16 protein-coding genes and 1 pseudogene are annotated in these 19,134 nt (G+C 63.6%); 8 read left to right on the forward strand and 9 right to left on the reverse strand.

What is annotated here, in order from left to right:
- Positions 1–207: 207 nt before the first annotated feature.
- A complete protein-coding gene (locus tag AWC31_RS12755) occupies positions 208–2,316 on the reverse strand; it encodes a cellulase family glycosylhydrolase (RefSeq protein WP_234816838.1) in 2,109 nt (702 codons plus the stop codon).
- A 937-nt stretch (positions 2,317–3,253) separates the two neighbouring features.
- Between AWC31_RS12755 and AWC31_RS12765 the strand changes: the two are divergent.
- Positions 3,254–3,577, forward strand: a pseudogene (locus AWC31_RS12765) (FAD-binding protein); the annotation flags it as partial.
- Here AWC31_RS12765 and AWC31_RS12770 read toward each other — a convergent pair.
- Genes AWC31_RS12770 through AWC31_RS12790 form a run of 5 tightly spaced genes read right to left on the reverse strand, consistent with a single transcriptional unit; the run spans position 3,556 to position 8,193 of the window.
- Positions 3,556–3,954 (reverse strand): nuclear transport factor 2 family protein, encoded by a 399-nt coding sequence (locus AWC31_RS12770; RefSeq protein ID WP_234816839.1) that lies wholly within the window; start codon positions 3,952–3,954, stop codon positions 3,556–3,558. The pseudogene AWC31_RS12765 and the gene AWC31_RS12770 overlap by 22 nt on opposite strands.
- A 4-nt stretch (positions 3,955–3,958) precedes the next feature.
- The gene (locus AWC31_RS12775; protein WP_085144596.1) at positions 3,959–4,975 is read right to left on the reverse strand and encodes a zinc-dependent alcohol dehydrogenase; all 1,017 of its coding nucleotides are present in this window, start codon (positions 4,973–4,975) and stop codon (positions 3,959–3,961) included.
- Positions 4,976–5,009: 34 nt separating this feature from the next.
- On the reverse strand, positions 5,010–5,759 hold the full coding sequence (locus AWC31_RS12780) for an SDR family NAD(P)-dependent oxidoreductase (RefSeq protein ID WP_085144597.1): 750 nt from the start codon (positions 5,757–5,759) through the stop codon (positions 5,010–5,012).
- On the reverse strand, positions 5,756–6,997 hold the full coding sequence (locus tag AWC31_RS12785; protein WP_085144598.1) for an MBL fold metallo-hydrolase: 1,242 nt from the start codon (positions 6,995–6,997) through the stop codon (positions 5,756–5,758). The genes AWC31_RS12780 and AWC31_RS12785 overlap by 4 nt, the downstream gene beginning before the upstream one ends.
- A complete protein-coding gene (locus AWC31_RS12790; protein ID WP_234816849.1) occupies positions 6,994–8,193 on the reverse strand; it encodes a sulfotransferase family protein in 1,200 nt (399 codons plus the stop codon). The genes AWC31_RS12785 and AWC31_RS12790 overlap by 4 nt, the downstream gene beginning before the upstream one ends.
- Positions 8,194–8,306: 113 nt before the next feature.
- Between AWC31_RS12790 and AWC31_RS12795 the strand changes: the two genes are divergently transcribed.
- From AWC31_RS12795 to AWC31_RS12805, 3 genes are all read left to right on the forward strand, one after another.
- Positions 8,307–9,206: a helix-turn-helix domain-containing protein gene (locus AWC31_RS12795; RefSeq protein WP_085144600.1), complete on the forward strand. Its 900-nt coding sequence runs from the start codon at positions 8,307–8,309 to the stop codon at positions 9,204–9,206.
- A gap of 168 nt (positions 9,207–9,374) precedes the next feature.
- The gene (locus tag AWC31_RS12800) at positions 9,375–10,256 is read left to right on the forward strand and encodes an IclR family transcriptional regulator (RefSeq protein WP_085144601.1); all 882 of its coding nucleotides are present in this window, start codon (positions 9,375–9,377) and stop codon (positions 10,254–10,256) included.
- Entirely contained in the window at positions 10,253–11,203 is a 951-nt protein-coding gene (locus AWC31_RS12805; protein ID WP_085144602.1) for a LipP1 family hormone-sensitive lipase, read from the forward strand. The genes AWC31_RS12800 and AWC31_RS12805 overlap by 4 nt, the downstream gene beginning before the upstream one ends.
- On the opposite strand, the gene AWC31_RS12810 is transcribed toward AWC31_RS12805, so the two are convergent.
- Entirely contained in the window at positions 11,146–12,384 is a 1,239-nt protein-coding gene (locus AWC31_RS12810) for an NADH:flavin oxidoreductase (protein WP_085144797.1), read from the reverse strand. The genes AWC31_RS12805 and AWC31_RS12810 overlap by 58 nt on opposite strands.
- Positions 12,385–12,484: 100 nt before the next feature.
- Here AWC31_RS12810 and AWC31_RS12815 point away from each other — a divergent pair, with 100 nt between their 5' ends.
- Together AWC31_RS12815 and AWC31_RS12820 are read left to right on the forward strand one after the other, a co-directional pair.
- Positions 12,485–12,862, forward strand: coding sequence for a hypothetical protein (locus tag AWC31_RS12815; RefSeq protein ID WP_085144603.1), 378 nt, complete (start codon positions 12,485–12,487; stop codon positions 12,860–12,862).
- On the forward strand, positions 12,855–13,478 hold the full coding sequence (locus AWC31_RS12820; protein WP_085144604.1) for a Dabb family protein: 624 nt from the start codon (positions 12,855–12,857) through the stop codon (positions 13,476–13,478). The genes AWC31_RS12815 and AWC31_RS12820 overlap by 8 nt, the downstream gene beginning before the upstream one ends.
- Before the next feature lie 4 nt (positions 13,479–13,482).
- Here the strand turns inward: AWC31_RS12820 and AWC31_RS12825 are convergent, their stop codons facing one another.
- Both AWC31_RS12825 and AWC31_RS12830 read right to left on the reverse strand, forming a co-directional pair.
- Positions 13,483–14,370 carry an SDR family oxidoreductase gene (locus AWC31_RS12825; protein ID WP_085144605.1) on the reverse strand — a complete coding sequence of 296 codons (888 nt, stop codon included), beginning with the start codon at positions 14,368–14,370 and terminating at the stop codon, positions 13,483–13,485.
- On the reverse strand, positions 14,367–16,289 hold the full coding sequence (locus tag AWC31_RS12830; RefSeq protein ID WP_085144606.1) for a flavin-containing monooxygenase: 1,923 nt from the start codon (positions 16,287–16,289) through the stop codon (positions 14,367–14,369). The genes AWC31_RS12825 and AWC31_RS12830 overlap by 4 nt, the downstream gene beginning before the upstream one ends.
- Before the next feature lie 118 nt (positions 16,290–16,407).
- On the opposite strand from AWC31_RS12830, the gene AWC31_RS12835 reads away from it, so the two are divergent.
- Both AWC31_RS12835 and AWC31_RS12840 read left to right on the forward strand, forming a co-directional pair.
- Entirely contained in the window at positions 16,408–17,979 is a 1,572-nt protein-coding gene (locus AWC31_RS12835; RefSeq protein ID WP_085144607.1) for an acyl-CoA synthetase, read from the forward strand.
- A gap of 37 nt (positions 17,980–18,016) precedes the next feature.
- The gene (locus AWC31_RS12840) at positions 18,017–19,123 is read left to right on the forward strand and encodes a zinc-binding dehydrogenase (RefSeq protein ID WP_085144608.1); all 1,107 of its coding nucleotides are present in this window, start codon (positions 18,017–18,019) and stop codon (positions 19,121–19,123) included.
- The last annotated feature ends 11 nt before the right edge of the window (positions 19,124–19,134 follow it).

Below are 19,134 nucleotides of genomic sequence, written 5' to 3' on the forward strand. Positions count from 1 at the left end.
ATGTGAACAAGATCGCGAGATTCTCAAGTATTCTCGCGATCTTGTTCACTTTCGGGCCCAAACGCTTGACCGCGGTTATTTGGCTACAGCTTTGCTATTGGCTTTCTCAGCGTCGCCACGGAGCACGAGGCACCATCACTTCACCGGGTGGAGGTGAGGGTGATGGTGCCGTCGTGACGGTCGATGATGTCCGGTGGAACCCAGCCGCTACACACTCGTGTTAGGAGTGATAGTCACTTTGACCGTGTCGGACCCGTCGGACGCGATGATGAGTTGGGGTGCGTTGTCGGCGGATACGACCGTTCCGCCTTCTACGGTGACGGTGTAGCCGTTGGGGTAGTGCACTTCTGGGACTGAGATGATGGTTTCCGATCCGGGGGCGAAGCGACCCTGGCCGTCGACGCGGTCGGTGGTGTAGTTGAATGTGAAGTTGCCGTTTTCCTCGTCGTACGACATCGATTGCGGTGTGCCGGCGACAGTTTGGGCGTAGGGCCTGGTCAGGATCTTCAGGTTGTCCCAGTTGACGTTGTCGCCTTCGAGGGGCTTGCTGGGATCGTCGACCAGCCATTCGACGGTGCCGTCGACACCGAGATAGGTGGTGTTCGCGTAGGACCATTCGGTCCAGCTGAGCATGTGTTGATCGGCTGGGGCCATCGTCTGATTCAGCGAAGACGGGTTACTGGAGGAGCCGAACTCGGTCATGATGGCGGGGATGTTATGCGCCTTGGCATAGTCGACGGCCGAGTTGGCGATGACGTTGACGAAGGGCAGTACCACGCCTCCCAGGTTCAGGAATGCGTAGTTGTGGAACGACAGGGCCGAGTTGGAGTCGTGGACCGTGCCCAATCTCACGGGCACCATGGCGGTAGCCGCCACGCTGGGTTCGAAGAATATCGTCGCGTCTGGATTGACGCTGCGGATCGCAGTGGCCACCTGGTTGTAGAACGGGGTCAGCTGCTGAGCTTCGTGATATGAGCTGCCGAGAATCGACGGCAGGAACTGGTTGCCCGGCCGGGGTTCGTTCATTATCTCGATGCCAACGATGTTGGCATTGCCGTTGTAGTGATACGCGAGGTACTGGACCATCGCGGCGTACTCATTGAGTTGCCCGGCGCCGGTCGGGCCAGGGTCATTCGCCCAAAATTTGTCGAGTGCCGCATTTTTCGCCGAGTCGAAGAAAATGTCGAGTGGGAATCCGATGTTGGACGGCGGCAGTTCACCGGTGACGTACGTGGGCGGCACATTCTGATGAAGGTCGAGCACGGCGACGATGCCGTGATCGCCCAGCATCGCCACAGTCTGATCCAATTCGTTGAGGTACTCCTCGTCGTAGACCCCGGGCTCGGGTTGCAGCCGCTCCCAGTCGACTCCCAGCCGCACGACATTGAACCCGTTGGCCGCCAGGAACGCCGCGTCATCCTCGCTGAAGCCCTCTTCAGACGGCGGACGGATCGGGTTGGTGATGTCGACGACGTTCATTCCCCGCAAGATGACGACTCGGCCGTCTTTGTCGGTGAACCAAGTGCCGGTGGTGCTGATCGTGGGATTACCCGCAACCAGGTTCACCCCAGCCTGATGGCCGAAGAGGCCGACTTCGCCGTGGTTGCCCAAGCTCCACGGTTTGGTGGTGCCGCCAGCGCCACCCAATGCGGGCAATCGCCCGGTCAGGGTGCCGTCGCCGGCATTGCCTCCACGCCCGCCGCTGCTGAGCAACCCGGTGGCGTTGCCACCGTCGCCGCCGACACCGCCCACATCACCATCGTTGCCGTCACCACCGGTCCCGCCGATACCGAACAACAATCCGGGCGCGGCACCGCCTTCTCCGCCGGCGCCACCAGCGTTGCTACCGCTACTGGCGCCACCGTCGCCACCTGCGCCGCCAAGACCCATGAGTGCTCCACCGGACCCGCCGGCGCCACCTGCGGCTCCCGCTCCGCCGAAACCGCCTACACCGCCATTGCCGAAGAGACCGGCGGCCCCACCATTTCCACCGGCAACACCGGCCACAGTGCTGTTCCAGCCATCCCCACCATCACCGAACAACCACCCCGCGTTGGTCCCGTTAGGGTCTGAGGCGCTCGTCCCCGCCGAACCATCACCGATCGCGTACGACCCGGTCACGGTGTTGACGAATCCCGCAAACGCCTGGCCTCCCGGAGTGTCGACCCAGTGGGATACCGCGGTGTAAATGGGCTTGTAGAAGAACGCGTTGAACTGCTGCGGCAAGTCGGGCGGGGATACGAAGGGTATGCCGTCGGGATACGGGGCCGCAGCTGCCGCGGGAACGCTGGCGGACGTTGGCGTCGCGGCCAGCACGGTCGGCTTCGCGGCAGGCCCACTGACGCCGGAGCGGGACAGCTCTCGTCGAGTGGCCGCAAGCAGCGCCCATGAGGCTGTTAGCTCCTCGGGTGACGTGGGAGTATCAACCCTCCACGAATCCGCCACTACTCTGCGCAGATCAGTTGTGACCGACGAAGTTTCACTTTCCTCCCGCTGGTCCGCCGCAGCGGCGGCCTTCGTTTCTTCTGTGGAACCGCTGCTGGAGCTCGAGTCGGCACCATCGGTTGGGTCTGACTTCAGCTCAGCCGGCTTGGGACGTGGTGACGCGTGGCGATGTCGGTGCTTGCCGGTTGTTGCATCATTCTGCGTCTGCCGAGAATCCGGGTCGGCGCCAGTACCGCGGGACGGTGAGGGCGAGCTCGACGGCTTATCTTCTGTGGAACCGCTGCCGGAACTCGAGTCGATGCCATCGGTTGAGTCTGACTTGGCATCGGTCTGCTTGGACGATGTCGATGAGCGACGTGGGCCGTGTTTGCCGGTTGTCGAATCGCTCTGTGTGCTCGGAGAACCGGTGCGCGCCGGTCCATTTCCGCGATTGTCGGCCGATGCCGATTCTGAGTTGTTCGACGCGGTGGTGCCGGTGTCCGCGCAAGCGGTCCCCTGCCCGGCAAAGATCGCAGCCCCCACGCCCAGCGCGACAGCCAGACCACCAACCCGACCGACATACCTCGATGCACCCACGTGATCTACCCTTCAATCGGCTTCCAAAGTGATTTAGAGCACTCTGACAGTCGGGGCGTGCCCCTCCAATCCGATTGACCACTGAACGGGAGACCCCTACGCGTGCGGTCTGATGTTGTCGCACCTAAGCCACCAAACACCCGAGCCATCAGTTCCGGAGTGCCTGTGCGACGTTCCGACTAATGGTCACAGGCCCTGGCGCCGGTCCTCCACCGCAGGTTGACTGCCCGACATGAGCAACGAGAACACGTCGCCTCCTCCCGAATACGACGTCATCGTGGTCGGGTTCGGCGCCGCGGGCGCCGGTGGCGGCACCGTAGAACAACGAGCAGGCGGATACGACGACACCCCAGAGAATATGTTCGCCTACCTGGAATCTGAAGTCGGCGACGCCGTCACCAGCGACACCCTGAAACGGTTCTGTGCACAGAGTCCGGAGATGATCGAGTGGCTCAAGGCCCAAGGGGTCGAGTTCCGCGGCAGCCAGGTGTCCACATACAAGACCTCGTATCCGACCGACGATTTCTACCTCTACTATTCCGGCAACGAGAAGGCCTCAGCAAGGTCCGTGGGAGCGAAATAGCTTCGCACAGAGGTGATCTTGCCGTCTCGGTCGAATGTCATCGTATCGATCGGTTGCAGGCGCATCGTGGTGTCGCCGACCTTGAAGGTGATGGTGAACGAGAACGCCGCCTCGTTGCCGACGACACGGAGCAGGACCAGTTCGGTCTGGCGGTCCATTGCCTCCAAGGTGGAGAAGAATTCGCGGATCTCCGCCCGGCCGGTGCGAACGTCACTGCCGACTGGATCCTCCACGGTCGCGTGTTCGGCGAACAGTTCCAGAAGATCATCGGCACTACCGGCCGCGAGCAGCGAGACGTAGCGACGAATCACATCGGCAATCTGGTCGTTCATACTGGCGGACGACATCATCACCTCACCTCTCGCTCAGCGTGATAACGACCTTGTCCGCCGCACCCGGCGTGGCGACACACTCCAACGCCTCTTGGAGGTCATCGAAATCGAAAGTGTGGCTGATGATCAGCTGATACTTCTCCCAGTTGTCGACGATGTCCTTCGTAACCTCGAAGATTTCACTCGGGTAACCCATCGACCCGACGATCATCAGTTCATTGCTCATCACATTCATGAACTCCATGCTGATGGGCTCCTTGTGGACGGCCACGACGCCGAGCTTGGCTCCCCGCTTGGCAGCTCCGAGTGCCGTGTCGACGGCCGCCGGCACGCCTGCCGCATCAAGGAATACATCTGTGCCCGCCTTGTTCGGCCACATCGAATCCCCGGGACCATGCAGCTCGATCAATCGCGCGACGACATCTTCCTCCTTGGAGTTGATCACGGCGTCTGCGCCAACCTTCAGCGCTTTCTCCAGCCGGGTCGGTAGGATGTCTGCCACCACAACATGTTTCACTCCCCTTGATTTCAAGGCGAGTGTGATGCCCAGGCCGATGGGGCCGGCCCCGAGCACCAGCACCTGGTCAGTCTGCCGAGGCGCCACCTGGTTCACCGCGTGAACTGCCACCGCCATGGGCTCATTGAGTGCCGCGACCTCGTACGGGATGTGATCTGGCACGACCTCGAGGCTCCGACCGCGGACCGCATCCTTGATGAGCAGGTAGTCGGCCAGCGCACCGACCGAACCGCCGTTGCCGATGATGTCGTCGGGAATTGCCATCGGATTGACCACGACACGGTCACCGACCGCGATACCGCGCACACCCCGACCGACCTCGACCACCTCGCCGGCCGGCTCATGACCGATCGGCATACTGCCATGCCGCGGCGGCAAACCGCCGATGGATATGTACATCGTGTCGGAACCGCAGATCCCGCACGCTCGAATTCTCACCAGAACGTCATTCGGCCCCACCGTGGGCGTCGGCACGTCCACAATCTCAGTTTTCCCGGGGCCGGTGATGATGGCTGCTCTCATGATGGACTCCCTCTCTTCGATGTCGTCGAACCACTCACAGCACGCTGTAGCCGCCGTCGACGACGAGCGCGGATCCGGTGCTGTAGGACGCATTTCCACTGCACAGGTAGAGGATTGGGCTGGCGATCTCATCCGGAGTGGCGAACCGACCGAGCGGAATGTGGTCGACTTGTTCTTGTTTGATCTCGGGTACGTAGTCCATCGGCGCGGTCATGCGCGTGGCGACGACTCCCGGGACGACGGCGTTGACCCGGATGCCGTCAGCGGCCCATTTCGTGGCGAGGTTGCGGGTGAGTGCGAGTACTCCGGCCTTCGCCGATCCGTATCCGGGCACCACCGGTACCGATCGGATGGCCGCCATGGACGCGAGCATGATCACGCTGGCACCGCCGGGAGCATTCGATGCTTTCAACACGTTGTGCAGACGTTCCGTCAATCTGAATGGCGCCAAGAGGTTGACGGCCACCGATGCGGTGAAACCCTCTGCGGTCGATTCGTCGAGCCCGCCGGGAAAGTTGGCCCCGGCGTTGTTGATGAGAATGTCCAAGTCGGTGAACGAATCTGCCAGCGCCTCAATACCGTCCGAGTCGGTCAGCGCCAGCTGCCGATACTGCAGTCCGGACAGATCGACGTCGTACTCCTCGGGCCCTGCTCTCGTGCCGGTGACCGTGACCTGCGCGCCGCTGTCTCGCAAAAGCGATGCGGTCGCATGGCCGATACCACTCGTGCCGCCGGTAACCAGTGCGTTGGTACCGGAGAAGTCGAACAGCACACGGTTTGTCATGACAGTTCCTTGATCTTCTCGCGCAGCCAGGCTGCTTCCCAGAAATTAGTGCTGTCCCGTAGGAGATCCTGATGAGCCGCGATCAACACCTGCTTTGACTCGTCACCGGGTTCGACCCGGTTCACGATCTCGGCCAACTGGATGGCGCGCACCGGTTCTCCGGCGTCCAGCAGTGCGCGAGCTCGTCCGAGAACGGCTTGCTTTCCGGCGAGTTCGAGTAAATCGGGCTCGGTGGCGTCCGGACCTTCGGCGTAGAGTTCGGCCGTCGAGCGGTGATGGAACCAGCCGGCGTAGTTCTCCCAGATGGCCCGCACATTCCAGCGGACCATGCCATAGCCTTGGCCGACCTCCAGTTCGGGCGGTAGTACCACCTCACGCATCAACGTGTGAATGTCCTTGCCGGCGTTCATCCCCGCCACGGTTTGATCGTGAATGTAGGTCACCGCGTCACGCAGTCTCGTCAACTCCCACTCGATCCGGTCCTTGCCGACTATCGGCCCGAAATGCCCGGTGAGCAGTGTTTTGGCCCCCAACGCACGGACGCGGTCGATCGACTCCACCACCCTCAGCGCATCCCGATAGCGGTCCCCGCGCATCGTCACCAGGTTCGGAATATGACCGAACAGCGCACCGAAGACGTTGCCGCACAGGCAGACACCTTCTTCGGGCAACCAGACCACCAGGCTGTCGGTGGTCTCACCACCGGGTGTGGCGTAAAGCTCCAAGCGGCGCCCGCCAAGTTCGATGACGAGTTCATCGTCAACGACCATCGTCGGGGTCGGAACGCTCTGCGGTGGCGGCGGGCCGAATCGCGGCGCGTTGCGCTCGATCGTGTCCATCACCTTGCCGACCCACGCGAACGCCGAGTTTCGAGCCCGGAACTCTGCCAACAGTTCGTTGTCCCGCCGCCACGTTTCCCAGTTGGCCTGGGCGACGATCTCGCTGTCGGCGTCGGCGACCGTGTCGATGCCGCCCACATGGTCGACATGACCTTGGGTCAGAATGACGTAGCGGATCGGCGCGGCGTCGACGGCGTCAAAGTTGGCACGGTGCACCGGTCCCTCGAAACCCATCCCGGTGTTCAACACGATCCGGCCTGCATCGGTCGTCAGCATGAATGAGTTCGACAGACCTGGCGAGAGCCAGATACCCGGGCTGACTTCCTCTGCCGGTGCACCGGCGCCGACGATGTCATCGGCACTCGGGCGGCTCAAGTACGCGGGTTGATAACTGGTCACGATTCCTCCCGGACGTCAAATCGGTCGAAGTAGAACCCGAAGCGCGACCGGACTTCGTCCGGTGTCCGGCCGAAGTGGCCTTGGAGGTCGTACCGCATTCGTCCGTGTTTGCCTCGCGGATTGTTGTCTAGGTAACCGCGGAACGCCGCTCGGGCATCCTCGGTCAGCGTGGTGCCGTTGTAGCCGTACAACGTCTCGAGAATCGGCATCTCGTTGCCGTTGAGTTGGTGGAAGCCGATGTCCACGCTTCGGTCGGAACCGATCAGATCCCGATCACGCACGCACGCGCGCAGCAGCCGCTCGATGCGGTCGATCCAGTAGGCCACGAGGCCCTCCGGGTCGATCTCCTTGCGCCGTATACGGTCTCCGTACGCCAGCATCGTGACTGCGGATTGGATGACGGCTACGGGGTCTCGGTGGGTGAACGCGACGGTGGCGTCTGGGAACGTTCGGATCAGGGGCCCGAGTTGCTCACAGTGTTGTGGCGACTTGAGCACCCACTGGCGTGGACCTCGTAAGAATGTGAGGGCCTTGAGAATCGTGCGTAGGTAGCCGTAATGCTCGTCCTGGTTCAACCCGAGGTAATAGTCGCGCCATTGCGGCACCCGGCAATGCCACTCCAGCACATAGCTCGCGAAGTCGAGGTCGAGGATCTCGACTTCTTCCTCGATCGCCTGCGGAAATCGGTCGTGCATGTTCTGAACCAGCGGAGTCATGGCCATTGCCGACTCGTGCTCGGCGACGCTGCGCATGAATCTGGGATCCACTCCGTTGACGTCCGGACCTTCACCGCGCAGAGGGAATGGCTCCTGGCTTTCCCAGTACGGCAGCGCACGTCGCCTGGAGTCGGATGCGAGGAGGTTGACCAGATGCGTTGTCCCCGAACGGGGTAATCCGACGACGATGATCGGTCGTTCGATCTCGATGTCGTGGATCTCGGGATAACGACGCAGCAGATCCGTCAACAACAACCGTTGTGAGAGCAACCGGACGATGCGGTTACGCAGGATGAAACGGTTGAGATTGGTGTTGCCGCTGTCGGCGTCGACAGCTTGGGCGTACGCGGCGAGCCGTGGATGAAAATCGCCAGGCCCGAAGTCGTCCAAGCCCGTCTTGTCGATCGCTTCACCCATCAGGCCTGCTGGGCTGAGATCCACCGACAGGTTTTCCAGTTGCGCGAGAACGTCTCGTTGCATCGGGTTGAGCACGGGGACCGTCAGATCCTCGATGCCCAGTGCGCAGTTCGGCACGCTGCTCCTTACTTGACGACAACTCGAAATGGCGAATATTCGTTATAGTGTTCGAATATATGAACGCCAAGCTAGGTGAGTCCGCACAAGCAGGTCAAGACCCATCACCGCCCACCAGTCGAGTCGTTGCAGTCGTCGCTCTGCTCACCAGCCGCCGGAACGAAGCGCTGACGCTCGCCGAGATCAGTCGTGAACTGGGCATTACCCGGTCCACCGGGCACGCCATCCTGCAGACGCTGACGAACCACGACTGGGTGGCGCGTGACCCGCTCAGCGGGAGGTACTCGATCGGCCGGAGCTTCCCCACCGCGGCACCCGGCGGCCGATCGACACCGCGACTGCTACGCGATGCCCTGCGCGAACTCAGCCTGCGCATCCAGATGCCGGTGTGCATCTCGGAGATCAGGGCAGGAGCCATCGTCGTTGTCGACGCGGCCGCGCCCGGTTCCTCGCCGCCCCACGTGGCAGCGGGAGTGCGTCTGCCTTTCGCCGCCCCCTTCGGCCGGGAGTTTGTCGCCTGGGACGCGGCCGACGTATACGAGCGGTGGATGTCTGCGGCAGGTCCGGTAAACGCATCCTTTGCAGACCGAATGACACAGGTGCTCAACGTGATAAGCGATCGCGGCTACGGAGTGGAACGACTCAGCGGACCGCTGATTCGGGTTTTCGACGCGTTGATCGCCCTCGACAACGGCAACACACCGGACGCGGTGTCAACCAGGTTGGCCGGCGCCGTCGCCGACCTGACGGTCGTCGACGTCCTACCCGGCGAGTTGCGCGAGGGCGACATGATTCCGGTGGCAATGATCTCGGCCCCGATTCGCGACCACAGCGGAGCGGTCGTCATGTCGGTCTCCGCTCAGCCGTATCGCGAGCTCGCCGCCGAACCAGTGGCAGACATCGGTGAGCAGATCATTCAATTCGCCGAAGCGGCAACTGGATTGACTTCCGGGGCTTAGGCGGCTCCGATCTCCGAAGCGTAGCCCGCCCGATTACCGGGGCGCAGTCCCGGCTGGGCGGATGGACCACACGCAGACTCGTACGTGACACGGGACACATACTTGTGATAGTCATATTCCTATTAGTCATATATCGACTAGTAGTACTTGCCGCTCAGGAGGACCGTCATGACCGCGATGATCGAAGAGCCCGCGACCTCGGATAAGAAAGCAGCCGAGACGCCGAGCGCCGTCATCGACCGCATCTCCCTCGTCCTCGATGCGTTCGACGGCCCCGGTCGGCTCACGCTTGCCCAGATCGTGCGACGCACGGGGCTGCCGCGCTCGTCGGCGCATCGCATGCTCGAACGGCTCGTACAGCTACGGTGGCTTCGGCGCCACGGCCGCGACTACGAGCTGGGAATGCGGCTTGTCGAACTGGGATCGCTTGCCGTGCATCAGGACCGCCTGCACAAGGCCGCGATTCCCATGCTTCACGAATTGCACGCAGCCACCGGCCTCGTGGTGCACTTGGCCATCCTTGACGGGTCCGACGTGGTCTACATGGAGAAGGTCGGCAACCGGATGGCTGCGGCGATCCCGACGCGCGTGGGCGGCCGCCAGCCTGCGCACTGCGCGGCGGTGGGCAAGGCGATGCTCGCCTACGCCGACGAGAGTGACATCGACCTGTTCGCGACCGCCCCGCTGCCGCGTCCTACCAAGTACTCGATCTCGAGCCCTGCGCAATTGCGCAGCGAACTGCAGAAAGTGCGATCCCACGGCATAGCATTCGACCGTGAAGAGTCGGTTGCCGGACTGGGTTGTGTGGCCGCACCGATCGGAGACCCCGGCGAGGCCGTAGCCGCGATCTCGGTTTGCGGTCCGGCGAACCGGATGACGTTCGACCAGCGCCTTGCCGCACCCGTGCGGATGGCGGCCCTGGGTATTTGGCGGACGGTGGAAAGTGGTGGCGCGGTTCGAGTCGCGCCGACCCTGCAGCAGATGCGACCGCTGCGGGTGGGCCCGACCGCTCATACCGCGCGTGCGGCGACGAACCTGCAACTCGCATGAGCGGACTCGATCCACAGATCGCGGACATGATCGAGGCGCTGGATTCCGGTTTCCCCGCCGTGCACACCATGACCGGCGAACAGGCTCGCGCAGCGATACGGTCCCGGTTCAAACCTGCCGCACAGCCTGAGCCCATGGCCTCGGTCGAGGACACTACCGTCCCGGGTCCCGACGCACCGGTGCCGATACGGATCTATCGCCCGGTCCGTGGCGAACGCCCGCTACCGACGTTGGTCTACGCACACGGCGGCGGCTGGGTCTTCTGCGATCTCGACAGCCACGACGAGTTGTGTCGCAACATCGCCAATCGCATTCCCGCCGTGGTGGTCTCAGTGCATTACCGGCGGGCGTCCGAAGAGGGCCAGTGGCCCGCGGCCGCCGAGGACATGTACGCCGCCACCCGATGGGCGGCCGAGCACGCGTCGTCGCTCGGTGGCGACGCGCATGCCGTCCTCGTCGGTGGGGACAGCGCCGGGGGCAACCTCGCCGCCGTCACCGCGCTGATGGCGCGTGACCGGGGTGGGCCGGCGTTGGCCGGCCAGTTACTGCTCTATCCCGTGATCGCCGCTGACTTCCGCACCGAGTCCTACCGCAGTTTCGGGGAGGGCTACTACAACCCCATCTCGGCGTTGCAGTGGTACTGGGACCAGTACGTCCCCGACCTCGCCGACCGTCAGAATCCTTACGCCTCACCGTTGCACGCTGACCTCTCCGGCCTGCCGCCTGCCATCGCGGTCGTCGCCGGCCACGATCCGCTGCGTGACGAAGGCATCGCCTATGTCGAGGCGTTGCAAGCCGCTGGCGTCCCCACCGTCCGGCGCTACTTCGAAGGCGGGATCCACGGGTTCATGACGATGCCAATGCTCGGCATCTGCCAGCGTGCCCGCGCTCAGGCTTGCGCCGACGTCGCCGACCTGGTCGGCAGCATCGGGGCTGCCGCACCATAGCGCTGGTCGGGATCCAGGACGCAGTGCGTGCGAGCGAAAACTGTCACCATGCATTTGTTGTTGTGATTGCAGCGGCTGCGGGCGGCCGGATCCGCCAGCATCTTTGTGACCAGATCGGGCTCCCGCAACAACGCCCGTCCCATGGCCAGGAAATCGAATCCTTGCCGCATGCCGGTTTCCAGGTGGCCACGGTTGGTGATGCCGCCCAGCAGAATCAGTTTGGTGTTGCGCATGATCGGCACGAACTGCCTCGCGGCGGGCAGCATGTAGAGATCTTCGTACGGATAGCTGCCCATCGCCCACTTGCCCGCGAGCCGCACCCCAGGTCGCAATGCCGGCGGCATCACCTGTGCGAATTCGCGTACCGGAACGTCCCCGCGGAACAAGTACATGGGTTTGAACACCGATGAGCCCTGGGTCAGTTCGATCGCATCCAACGTGGCGTCGGCATCCAGTAGCGCAGCGGTGCGCAATGCCTCGTCGATCCAGATGCTTCCTGGCAAGCCGTCGTCCATGTCCAGCTTGGCGATCACCGCGATCCGGTCGCCGACCACTTCTCGGACCCGCTGCGCGATCTCCCGGACGAACCGTGACCGATTGTCGATATCACCGCCGTACTCGTCGTTGCGACGGTTGATCAACGGGCTGAGAAATGAGCTCGGCAGGTACAGGTGTCCGAAGTGCAGCTCGACCGCATCGAATCCGGCATCGACGGCCACCTGCGCTGCGTCACCGAACTGGTCGATCACCATGCGGATCTCACCGCGGCTGATCTCGCGACAGTAAGCGAACGAAGTGGGGTTGATGAATCGGCTCGGCGCCACGGCCGTCACGCCGGTCAGCTTCTTCTGAGCCACCACACCGGCGTGGCCCAGCTGCGCCGAGATCGCGGCACCCGCACCGTGGACCGCGTCGGTGAGGCGGCGCAAACCAGGTAATGCCTTGATGTCCATGACAATCTGCCCCGGCGCGCTTGCCCCCTGCGGCGACACACAGCAATAGGCGACGGTGGTCATGCCCACACCGCCGTAGGCGAAGCTGCGATGAAACTCGATCAACTCGTCGGTGACCAGCCCGTCCGGTGAGCGTCCCTCAGATGTGGCGGCCTTGATCACCCTGTTGCGCAACTGCACTGGGCCGAGTCGGGCCGGGGCAAACGGATCTGGGCTGTGATCGGTCATCTCCTCACCGTTCCACGGCACCACACGGCGGCATCGGCGTTGTCCCGATGGACGGGAGCGCGCCCGGCACGACGGCGACCTGATCCCTAACCTGAGTTCCATGGCCGACGATGAAGTCAAGAAGGTCGTCTATGTCGTCGACCGGGTGCTCACCAAACCCGGCCGGGCCCGGGAGTTCGTCGGCCGCTACCTCGCCGAGTACGCCCCGGGCGCCCGCGATCGCGGCATGACTTTGGAGCACGTCCTGGTCAGCCCACCGATCTGGTTCGACGATGCACCCAACACCGTCACCGTGACGTGGACCCTGCCCAGCCCACTGGCCTGGTGGCAGATGACGTGGAAGGGCCGGCCGGACCCCGCACTGGGTGAATGGTGGACGGACATAGGAGAATTGGTGCACGAGCGATCACGCTCGGTTGCTGCGTCAGCTGACGATGTGGACGCCCTCTGCGCGCTGGACGGACACAGCGGTGTATAGCGTCACCCGCCTGCTGGACGTCGAACCCGATAACCGTGACCGTCTGGTGACGGATATCCGGGCGGCGGCGGCGGCCACCGGCGCAGACCGGTGGATCGTCGAGCACACCGATCGTGGTTCCCGCAACGGTGGCGATGTCCTGGCTCACCTCCGCTTCTACGACGTATCCCAATGGCAGAGCGCCGCGGACGCATTCCTCGCAGTTCTCGACGATCCCGCGATCACCCGCATCAACGGGGTGGCCTACGCGGGGACGCCCGTCACCACCGGCAGTCCGGGTAGTGTCTACCGAACATTGTTGCTCAGGGTCGCACCCGGAACAGATCGCGACACCATTGCGCGTTTCGAAGCCGAGTTGTCGGCCATGCCACGGTACGTGGAGACGATCCGCGCCTGGCAGCTCAGCCGGGTGCTCGAATCGGTTGGGACTTCGGCCTGGACGCATGTGTTCGAGCAGGAGTTCTCCGACGTCGACGGACTCATGGGCCCGTACCTCATGCACCCCATCCATTGGGCGGTCGTCGATCGCTGGTTCGACCCGGAAACGACTGATGTGATCATTCGTGACCGGGTCTGCCACAGTTTCTGCGTCAGCGCCGACCGCGTGCTGACCTAGCTGGTCACATACCGCCGGGCAAGATGTTCGGGTTGGCGGCGGCCGGCGGTTCCAGCGGCGGCAGCACGGAACCGCCGTCCAGGGTGTGCACCGTGAGGTTCTGCGACCACGGGTAATGCAGACTGAAGGCGACCAGACCGGTGCGCTCTGCGGCCGGTAGATGACACATCGCCAGCACGGTCTCGGCGAGATACTCCACCGGCTCCGTCGGAAATGTGTCCGGAATCAACTGCGCCGCACCGGGAGTGCGTACTGCGGTGGAGGGACCCACACAGTTGACCGCGATATTGGCGTCGACCAGTTCGGCGGCAATCCCTTGGGTGAACCGGTGCAATGCGGCCTTCATCGACGCGTAGACAACATCGCCTGAGGTCTTGTTGTATTCGCGGTAGGGGCGCACCGGGGCGAGCCCGGTCACCGAGCCGATGTTGACGATCCACCCGGCTCCCCGGGACCGCATGTGCGGAATGGCGCACTGCGTCAACACGAATGGGGTCCGTACGTAATGCTCGACGGTACGTTCGAACGTTTCCATCGGCATGTCTTCGATCACGGAGTAGTCGGCGAAGCCGGCGTTGTTGACAAGAATGTCGATGCCGCCGGTGCGCTCGACGACTTTATCGACCAACCCTGCCCGCTGATCCACGTCTCCGAGGTCGGCCGCGATGCCAAAGGCCTTGCCGCCCGCGGATTCGATGAGCTCGATGGTCTCACCGATCGTGCCCGGCAAGGCCGTCGTCTCCCCCGCCCGCGTCGACAGGGAGGGTTCGTAGGACCGCGCCGTCACCGCGACGGTGGCGCCTTCCGCTGCCAGTCGCTGGGCGACTGCTCGTCCGATACCCCGGCTACTGCCGGTCACCAACGCTGTTTTGCCACTGAGCAGGTCACTCATTCGACGACGAGATCCTCTTCGATGGGGGCGCGGTGGCTCTGCCACACGTCGATCAGACGGAACGGGAAGGCCGTGACGATTCGGCCGCCACCCGATCGGTAGTAGGTGTGCGCCGTCGGGGTGTGGCACCACACGGTGTTGGCCATTGTCTCGTCGATTTCGCGGACGTAGTCGGCGAACGCCTCCGGCCGCACCTCGATCGTCCTGGCGTCACGTAGCGCCATCAGCTGCAGGCATTCCATGACGTAATGCACCATCACCTCGACACCGAAGTTGTGGCCGGCCCCGTGCCCGGGGCTGTAGTTGGGCGCCGATGAGATGAACATGTTCGGGAATCCGGGCACCATACCGCCCCGGTACGCGCTGGGGCTGTCGCCCCACACGTCGGCCAATTTGACTCCGTCACGGCCCTGGATGTCCACGGTGGACAGGAAATCCAGGTAGTAGCCGGTGGCATAGATGATGACGTCGAGGTCGATCTGGCGGCCGTCCTGGGCGATGATGCCGCGTTCGTTGACTTCGGCCGGCTCGGCCGCCTCGACGTCGACATGTGGTTTCGCGAGCGCCGCGTAGTAGCCGCCTGGATCACGGATGATCCGCTTGCCGTATGGCGCGAAGTCAGGGGTGACCTTTCTGGCCAGTTCGGTGTCGGCGCCGAAGGTTCGCTCGATGTAATCGAGACACATCTTCAGCAACACATCGTTGGCCGGCGAGATCGAAAGGTGTTCGGCCGCCCATTCCGGATCACGGACGATGACCGGATAGTTGTTGTCAGCCGTGCCCCAGAACGACTTCAGGCGGGTCCAGTTGACGTAGAACGGAACGTGGGTGTTGAGCCAGCGACGGTGTTCGGGCACGTCATCGGACAGCCGCTTGCGCGGTGCGACCCAGTGCGGTTGCCGTTGGAACACCGTCAGACGTTCCACTTGGTCGACGCAAGCGTCGACGATCTGCACCGCAGTACAGCCCGCGCCGATGACCGCGACCTTCTTCCCAGTCAGATCGAGGTCAGGATCCCATTGCGCAGAATGGATACTCACGCCGGCGAAGGTCTCCCTGCCCTTCAGTTCAGGCCAGCGGGGGCGGTTCAGGTAACCGGCGGCCGGGAGAACGACGTTGGCGTAGCTGACCTCTCGTGCACCGCCCGGTCCGACGGTACGGATCTCCCACTGATGCCGCTCGGCGTCCCACCGCAGCGCCCGAACTTCGGTACCGAATCGGGTGCGCTGGCGCAGACCGTTCTTGTCGGCGACCGTCACCAGGTACTTCTGGTACTCGGCACCCTGAGGGTAGTAGCTCGACCAATCCCCCTTGACATCCCGCGACAGCGAGTAGTACGCCGACGGAGTGTCGACGCCGATACCCGGGTAAACCGTGGTGTACCAGGTGCCCCCGACCTCGTCGTTGCGGTCGATGATCTCGTAATCGATCCCGGCCGCCGCCAGTTCCAACGCCGCCGCTATACCGGCGATGCCGGCCCCGACAATGACGACCTTGAAGCCATCGGGCAGTTTCGCGGTCCGGGGCAGCACTGGCTGCGAGGGATGGAAACCGCCCTGCTCCAACAGCAGGCCCGCATATTCCCGGCCGACCTCGGAGCCGAGGGCCAGTGGGGCAATCCGCAGGAACAGCTCCGGGTCGTCAGCAGGCAATGCACCCCCGGGCCGGGGTGCGCTCATGGCTGCGATCACGGCGTCCGCCAATTCGTTGACGGTCGCCTCATCCGTGACGCCGATGCGCTCCGGCGGATCGGGCACATGCGAGATGCGGGATCCGAAGCGATCGACAACCGCGGCATCACCGGTGAGCTGCGCCAACACCGCCACCAGCACTCCCGCATCGGCCCGCAGCAGATTCGCGCGCAGTTCCTCGGGATCCACCGCTATGTCGGCCGCCGTCACGGTCGCATCGGTCGTCATCGAACCTCCTTGCTCGTCTTGCGAGTATCTGATCGACGCCCGGCAAGGAGGGGCGTCGTGTCTACTGAGCGGGACGCGGCTTGGCCCGTAATCGCCGGAGCGGCCTAGGGTCACCGACATGGACGACCTGAATGCCGTGCTCGCATCGGCGCGCAGCCACGCGGTCGGTGAGATCCCGCGTCGTTCGGCCCGTCGGCACCCAGACAAAGTCGCGATCATCGACGGTGACGTCACTCTGACGTTCGCCGAGTTCGAGCATATGGTCGATCGTGCGGCTGCGGCGTTGCAAGACAATGGTTTTAGCCCAGGTGACCGGGTCGCCATCCTGGCGCACAACTGCTGGCAGTACGCGGTGCTGGCATTCGCCACCGCCCGCGCCGCGGTGGTGTTCGTCCCGATCAATTTCATGCTGACCGCCGAAGAGATCTCGTTCATCCTCGACCACAGCAAGGCCAGCGGGTTCATCGTCGAAGCGGAGCTTTCCGATACTGCCGCGCACGCGATGCAGTTGGGCGGCGCGATCGCCACCAAGGTCGCCCTGACGCTGCCCGGACAGGCCACCCCGGATGGCTGGGTCGATTTCAGCCACTGGCTTGCCACGACGTCACCCGCGCCGAACCCGCACGTCGCCGACGATCAGTTGATTCGATTGATGTACACCAGCGGGACTGAGTCGCATCCCAAGGGCGCGATGCATTCCAGTCGCAGTCTGATGGGCAACTACATCAGCACGATCATCGCCGGCTCCATGGAGAGTACCGACGTCGAGGCTCATTCCCTGCCGCTCTATCACTGCGCACAGCTGGACAACTTCCTGATCACCGACGTCTACCTGGGAGCGACCAGCATCATCCTGTCGCGGCCGGAACCGGAGATGGTGCTCCGCTCGATCGAAAAATATGGCGTCACAAACTATTTCGCTCCGCCTACGGTGTGGATTTCACTGCTTCGCTGCGCCGTGTTCGACCAGGTCGACCTGTCCACCTTGCGTAAGGGTTATTACGGCGCGTCGGCGATGCCGATAGAGATTCTGGCCGAGCTGCGTGAGCGGCTACCGAACCTGCGACTGTGGAATTTCTACGGCCAAACCGAGATGGCGCCGCTGGCATCGGCACTCGGCCCCGACGAGCAGGACACGCACGCCGGGTCTGCCGGTCGCCCGGTGATCAACGTCGAGACCGCGATTCTCGACGAAAACGACGCGGCGGTAGGCACCGGCGTCGTCGGCGAGATCGCGCACCGGAGCCCGCACCTGATGCTCGGTTATCTCGACGACTCAGCGAAAACCGCCGAGGCGTTCCGCGGTGGCTGGTTCCATTCGGGCGACTTGGGCTACTACGACGAGCACGGTCTCCTGCACGTCGTGGACCGCAAGAAGGACATGATAAAAACCGGCGGCGAGAACGTCGCGAGCCGGGAGGTCGAGGAGGTCCTCTACCGACACCCGGGAGTGGAGGAGGTCGCGGTGTTCGGCCTTCCTCACCCAGTATGGGTGGAGGCTGTGGTCGCCGCGGTGGTCACCCGCGACGGTGCCGAACTGACCGAAGAGGACATCGTGACGCACTGCCGGTCGCATCTGGCCGGATTCAAGACACCCAAACACGTCTTCTTCGTCGACTCGCTCCCGAAGAACCCCAGCGGCAAGTTGCTCAAGCGCGTGTTGCGCGACCAGTTCGACGTCGCTCGCTGAGCAGAATCCACCAGCCACCGAAAGGACTGTGCCAACAGTGTTCACGGGACGTATCGCCCGATTCGACGAGCCGGGCAAACCGTTCGAGATCGAAACCGTTACTCTCCCGGAGGTAGGGCCGGGAGAGATCCTGATCAAGGTCAGCCGCGTCAACATCTGTGGCTCTGACTTGCATGCCTGGCATGGCACGTTCGCCACCCGCGGGTTGGGTGGGCAGCTTCCCACCGTGCTCGGCCACGAGATGGTCGGCGCCATCGAAGCGCTCGGAAGCGGTGTCACCGCTGACTCCAACGGTAAACCGCTCGCACCGGGTACCAGGGTCGTATTCCCGTACTTCTTCCCATGCCATACCTGCCGCAACTGCCTGGCCGGCCGGCGCAACGCCTGCCTGAACCTGAAGATGGCCATGCTGGGTCGCGCAGACGAGACCCCATACTTCGTCGGCGGTTACGGCGATTACTACCTGCTGCCGGCAGGGGCGGTGGTCTACACCGTTCCCGACCAGGTCTCCGACGAGATCGCCGCGGGAGCCAACTGTGCGCTGTCGCAAGTGATGTACGGCCTGGAGCGGGTCGACTTACAGCTCGGCGAATCCGTTGTCGTGCAGGGTGCTGGTGCCTTAGGCCTGTACGCGGTGGCCGTTGCCAAGGCCCACGGTGCGGGTCCGGTGATCGCGATCGACGGGGTGCCCGAACGCCTTGAGGTCGCCAAGGAGTTCGGCGCCGACGCCGTCATCGACATCACCGAGGCGACCACCGACAAAGAGCGCACCAAGATCGTCCGGAGCCTTACCGGTGGTCATGGGGCCGATGTGGTCGTCGAAGTGGTCGGCCACCCCTCGGCTATCGACGAAGGCATCAAGATGCTGGGCCAATTCGGCCGCTACGTCGAGATCGGCAACATCAACATCGGCAAGACTTTCGAATTCGACCCATCTCGCTTCGTCTTCGCCAACAAGACCATGGTCGGCGTCTCGTTGTACGACCCGGCCGTGCTGTCGCGCGCGCTGGCCTTCCTCGATGCGTATCGGGACCGGCTGCCGTTCGAACGCCTTGCCGCGGCGTGTTATTCGCTCGACAACATCAACGATGCGTTCGCCGCTGCCGACGGCAAGCGCGACGTGCGCACAAGCGTCGTTCCCTGACCGAAGGAAGC

Origin of the sequence: Mycolicibacterium wolinskyi (genome assembly GCF_002101965.1) — a bacterium.
Classification (GTDB): domain Bacteria; phylum Actinomycetota; class Actinomycetes; order Mycobacteriales; family Mycobacteriaceae; genus Mycobacterium; species Mycobacterium wolinskyi.

Coding starts and splice junctions, on each gene's coding strand:
- AWC31_RS12770 (WP_234816839.1), bottom strand. CDS start 3,954: ATGATGTCGTCCGCCAGTATGAACGACCAGATTGCCGATGTGATTCGT.
- AWC31_RS12775 (WP_085144596.1), bottom strand. CDS start 4,975: ATGAGAGCAGCCATCATCACCGGCCCCGGGAAAACTGAGATTGTGGAC.
- AWC31_RS12780 (WP_085144597.1), bottom strand. CDS start 5,759: ATGACAAACCGTGTGCTGTTCGACTTCTCCGGTACCAACGCACTGGTT.
- AWC31_RS12790 (WP_234816849.1), bottom strand. CDS start 8,193: ATGCAACGAGACGTTCTCGCGCAACTGGAAAACCTGTCGGTGGATCTC.
- AWC31_RS12795 (WP_085144600.1), top strand. CDS start 8,307: ATGAACGCCAAGCTAGGTGAGTCCGCACAAGCAGGTCAAGACCCATCA.
- AWC31_RS12800 (WP_085144601.1), top strand. CDS start 9,375: ATGACCGCGATGATCGAAGAGCCCGCGACCTCGGATAAGAAAGCAGCC.
- AWC31_RS12805 (WP_085144602.1), top strand. CDS start 10,253: ATGAGCGGACTCGATCCACAGATCGCGGACATGATCGAGGCGCTGGAT.
- AWC31_RS12810 (WP_085144797.1), bottom strand. CDS start 12,384: ATGACCGATCACAGCCCAGATCCGTTTGCCCCGGCCCGACTCGGCCCA.
- AWC31_RS12815 (WP_085144603.1), top strand. CDS start 12,485: ATGGCCGACGATGAAGTCAAGAAGGTCGTCTATGTCGTCGACCGGGTG.
- AWC31_RS12825 (WP_085144605.1), bottom strand. CDS start 14,370: ATGAGTGACCTGCTCAGTGGCAAAACAGCGTTGGTGACCGGCAGTAGC.
- AWC31_RS12830 (WP_085144606.1), bottom strand. CDS start 16,289: ATGACGACCGATGCGACCGTGACGGCGGCCGACATAGCGGTGGATCCC.
- AWC31_RS12835 (WP_085144607.1), top strand. CDS start 16,408: ATGGACGACCTGAATGCCGTGCTCGCATCGGCGCGCAGCCACGCGGTC.